The organism is Protofrankia sp. Cr1, assembly GCF_963555865.1.
Lineage (GTDB): Bacteria > Actinomycetota > Actinomycetes > Frankiales > Frankiaceae > Protofrankia.
In genome coordinates this window covers 3,238-7,732 of record NZ_CAUVXO010000263.1, presented here as the reverse complement: position 1 = coordinate 7,732, position 4,495 = coordinate 3,238, and the positions used below count along the sequence as shown (strand labels likewise).

3 protein-coding genes and 1 pseudogene are annotated in these 4,495 nt (G+C 69.2%); all 4 read left to right on the top strand.

Annotated features, from left to right (window positions below):
- On the top strand, nucleotides 1-540 hold a 540-nt coding region (locus U9980_RS18425; protein WP_322769048.1), incomplete at its 5' end, for a hypothetical protein.
- 384 nt (nucleotides 541-924) lie between these two features.
- Nucleotides 925-1,155, top strand: coding sequence for a hypothetical protein (locus U9980_RS18420; RefSeq protein ID WP_322748276.1), 231 nt, complete (start codon nucleotides 925-927; stop codon nucleotides 1,153-1,155).
- 427 nt (nucleotides 1,156-1,582) lie between these two features.
- The gene (locus tag U9980_RS18415) at nucleotides 1,583-2,122 is read left to right on the top strand and encodes a hypothetical protein (protein WP_322769047.1); all 540 of its coding nucleotides are present in this window, start codon (nucleotides 1,583-1,585) and stop codon (nucleotides 2,120-2,122) included.
- Between the two features lie 717 nt (nucleotides 2,123-2,839).
- Nucleotides 2,840-4,398 (top strand): annotated as a pseudogene (locus U9980_RS18410) (multicopper oxidase family protein).
- Nucleotides 4,399-4,495 lie beyond the last annotated feature (97 nt).

Below are 4,495 nucleotides of genomic sequence, written 5' to 3'. Positions count from 1 at the left end.
ACACTCGTGCTGGCTGCCGCCTCGATGGTGGCGCTCGCCGCGATGGGCGGATCCTTCCGCAGCCCGCCACCCGTGGCGGCCCCGTGCGGTACACCCCCGCTGGCCGGCACGGTCGTGAACGTGACCTTGGCCGACAGGGGCGGGGGCATGATGAGCGGGCGTTACGAACCGGGTCCGATGATGGGCGGCCCGGGAGGCATGGACCTGATGCGTGTGATCGTCAACGTCGGTGTCGTACCGGCGGGGACGGTGTCGCTGCGGGCACTCAACGCGGGGAGACGGATCCACGAGCTGATGGTGCTTCCGCTGCCGGCCGGCCAGGTGGTCGGGCAACGCCCGGTCGACGGCGATGGTCGCATCGACGAGGCGGGCAGCCTGGGTGAGGCGTCGCGCAGCTGTGGGGCCGGGTCCGGCGACGGAATCACCGCCGGTTCGACGGGCTGGACGACGCTGACGCTGTCTCCTGGCCGCTACGAATTCGTGTGCAACCTGCCCTTCCACTATGCGGCTGGCATGTACACCGAGCTTGACGCCCGTTGACACCACGGCGGGCCAGTCCCGGCCTGGAGGAACAGCGGTAGCGCGCTGGCCGGCGAGATCCGCCGGGTGCTGCGCGGCGGCGGACTGTTCGTCGTCACCGGCCAGCACACCGGCGGTGCCATGACCGTGCTGGCGTCCCGCACGGTGACGACATGCGGGAGAGCCATCCGAGCGCCGGACCGGCTCCCGAGGTATCGCCAAGGCACCACCAACCTGATTACTATTCTAGATAGTACGAACAAGGCTCGTATGATCGTCACGGGAAGAACGGCGGCGGCACCACGCCTTCGCCCGGCTGCCCGCCCCACCGCATCGTTCCGCCATCGGACCCGAATCACCCGACACGCCTGCTCGACCCCACCGATCGACCCACCAGGAGGAGAAATGGACGCGGTGCTCTACGCCCTGCCGGCGCTGGCCTGCCCGGTCGGGATGGGCGCAATGATGTGGCTGATGATGCGCGGCAAGAGCAACCGGCCCAGCCAGACCCCTGCGGCCGGTACCGGGCAGGCCGATCCACGAGAGACTGAACTCGCCGCGCTCCGGGAGGAAATCCAGCACCTGCGCGGCACGCAGCGTCCGGTTCCCGCGGGCAGCAAGCAGCAGCCCCGATGACGGGGGTGCCGCCCAGCCAACCACCGCCGCACGAGCGGACCGCCCACGGGGCCCGCGTGGGCGCCGTCAACCGCCGGCCCGGAGCCCGCACCGGCAGTCGAGGGCACATGCCTCGTCGGGCCGGGGCGAAGCCTCGTGTGCGACCTCGTATCGCACCGGCGGCTCCGTCTCCTGCGGACCGATCGGTGGTCGGTGGGGTTGTCACCAGTTCAGCAGGCGACCATAGATCATCATAGGTGGAATGCGGGGCAGGACGGGGGATCGCCGGGCGAGGCCCCATCTCCTGTAGGATGATCTACGGAACGCGAATAGAGCAGGGAAAGGAGGACCGTGCCCGGCGGATGCCGTGCGAGGCGGCGGGAAAACGGCGAGCTCCATGCCGGGGCATGGCCGTGCTGTGGCGCCGCTGCGGTCCGATGAGCGCACCTTGGGTGCAAGTCTCGATCTCGGCGAAGATAGCCACGCCTCTGCGGTGGTGCTGATCGTGCCCGGGCGTCTGCATACCGAGGGCCGGCTGGACACTAAGCGCGTACACCGTGCCCTGCCTACCGGCACGCGGAATATGGGCATGGCCCGGCTGGCTGTGCTCTGCACGGTCCTGTTCGGGCTGCTGCTGATGCACGGCGGGCCTGCCACAGCCGTCGGGGGATGCCACGACCTGATGTCCGCATCGGCGCCCATGGGAACCGCATCCGCGATGACAGTGCGTGGCACTGTACACCCTGAGGCTTCGGCGCGCGCCGCTGTCATGCGGGCGGATGCGACGATGGGCGGATCGCTGTGCGTGTCCGCCCTACCCCGCGATGGGGTTCTGCTGCCCGTCCAGTCGCAGCTGGGGATGCTCGTCCTGGGCGGATGCGTACCGCTGGGACCGGGATGGGCGGGAGCCCTGCGTGATACCCGGCGCCGGGGACCCCCGAGAGCGGGTCGGAATCTGCTGCTCCAGGTGTGCGTCGCGCGGACGTAGGAGGAGCGCCGTGCCGGATCCGGCTTTCCGCCGCATCCGCCGAGACCGCTCTTTGTTCACCGCGCGCCGCACTGCCGTGCGCCCACCTGGAAAGACTGGAATGATGTCTGCTTCTGCTCGCTTTATCCCCCGCCGTCGCACCGCTGTGTCGGTCGCCGCTGTCGGCCTGCTCGGCTTGGTGCTGGCTGGCTGTGGCTCGTCCACGACGACGGGCATGGACCCCAAGGCGACGCCGCCTTCCTCGTCCGCGGCGACGTCTATGCCGTCGCCTTCACCGTCATCGTCTCCCTCAGCGATGTCTCCCTCAGCGATGCCCTCAATGGGCGGCATGTCGGGCATGAACGGCATGCACTCGATGAACGGCACGCCGATGGGCGGCATGTCAGGCACGAATGGCACACCGATGGGCGGAATGTCAGGCACGAATGGCACACCGATGGGCGGAATGTCCTCCGGCACATGAGGTTTGACCGGCGGCCAGCGATGCGGGGGGTGCGGCCTGGTGGGCCTGCCCCCCGCTTGCTCTCCGACCCGGTGATCGACGGCGGTCGCCGGTCTGCCCCGCATCGTTGCCGCACTCTCTGTCACGACACGGACGGACCTGCGCGGCTTGGTGAAAGGCCGGCACCGGCTCCGCCACGTCGCGCGTGAGCCCATTGAGTCCATGAACCGTGCGCAGCACGGCTGCCTCACGTGGACGCAGAAGAGGATCAAGCCATGATTATGATCAACCGACGTTCCCTCCTGCTGGCCGGACTGGGCGCCGCCGGCACCAGCCTGCTCGCAGCCTGCGCCGACTCCGCCGCCGGCCAACCGGCCCTTGTGAGCCCGACGGGTACCGCCGTGGCCGAAGTCGAGAAGAAGCGCGTCGGCGGCGGTACCGAACGCACGGTCACGCTGACCGCCACGGCCGCCACCGTGGACCTCGGCCGCCTCCCGGTCAGGACCTGGGCCTTCGGCGGCCAGGTCCCCGGCCGGGAGATCCGCCTGACTTCGGGTGACACTCTAGTCGCCGACATCGCCAACAACCTGCCCGCGTCGACCGCCATCCACTGGCACGGCGTGTCGCTGCGCAACGACATGGACGGCGTGCCACCGGTGACCATGCGGGCGGTCCCATCCGGCGACAGCTTCACCTACCGTTTCGTCGCCGACGCCCCCGGCACGTACTGGTACCACCCCCATGTCGGTGTGCAGCTCGACCGCGGCCTGTACGGGCCGCTGATCGTCGAGGACCCGCACGAGCCGCTGTCCTACGACGAGGAGTGGGTGGTCGTCCTCGACGACTGGTTGGACGGCGTCACCGGTACCCCCGACAAGGCCCTCGCCGAACTCTCGCACGGCATGGGCGGGATGGACATGGGCCGGGGCGCGACCGCCTCGCCGTCCACGAGCGGCATGGCGACGACGTTCACGTTGATGGGCGCCACCAGTCCGCTGCTCGGCGGTGACGCGGGCGACGTCGCCTACCCACACCATCTGATCAACGGGCGGCTCCCAGCCGACCCAGCCGTTCACCAGGCCAAGCCCGGCACCCGCGTGCGCCTGCGGATCATCAACGCCGGCAGTGACACCGCCTACCGCCTCGCCCTCGGTGGCCACACGATGACCATCACCCACACCGACGGCTATCCGGTGGAACATCAGGACGTTGACGCGCTACTGCTGGGAATGGGAGAACGCTATGACGTCCTGGTCACCCTCGCAGACGGAGTTTTCCCCCTGGTAGCGCTCGCCGAGGGCAAGAACGCGACCGGTATGGCGCTGGTACGCACCCGCCGAGCCCCACCGTCCGGCCGAGGGAGCTCGACGGCCGGCTGCTGACCGCCGATCAGCTACGTGCGGCCGACCAGGTCCGGCTGGCGGCCCGCACGCCGGATGTCACCCACCGGCTTCGGCTCACCGGCGGCATGGAGAAGTACGACTGGTCGCTCAACGGCCGCCGATTCGACATGAACCAGCCGACCGCCGCGCCGTTCCTGATCGGCCAGGGCCAGCGGGTGCGGCTGGAATTCATCAACGCGACCGCGATGTGGCACCCGATGCACCTGCACGGCCACACCTTCCAGGTGGGCGACACCGGTCCCCGCAGGGACACCGTGATCGTGCTGCCCGCACAGCGGGTTGTCTGTGACTTCGACGCAGACAACCCCGGCCAGTGGCTGACACACTGCCACAACGCCTACCACGGCGAGACCGGGATGATGGGCCTAGGGCGCGTATCGGGTTGTGATCGATCTGTGGGGTTCGTTCGTGTGGCGGGTCTGATCGGGTAGACCGCCGTGCATGACGCGGACGCAACTGACAGACCAGGAGTGGGAGTTCATCGAGCCCTACCTGCCGATCGGCAGGTTCGGCCCGTACCCGCAGCGA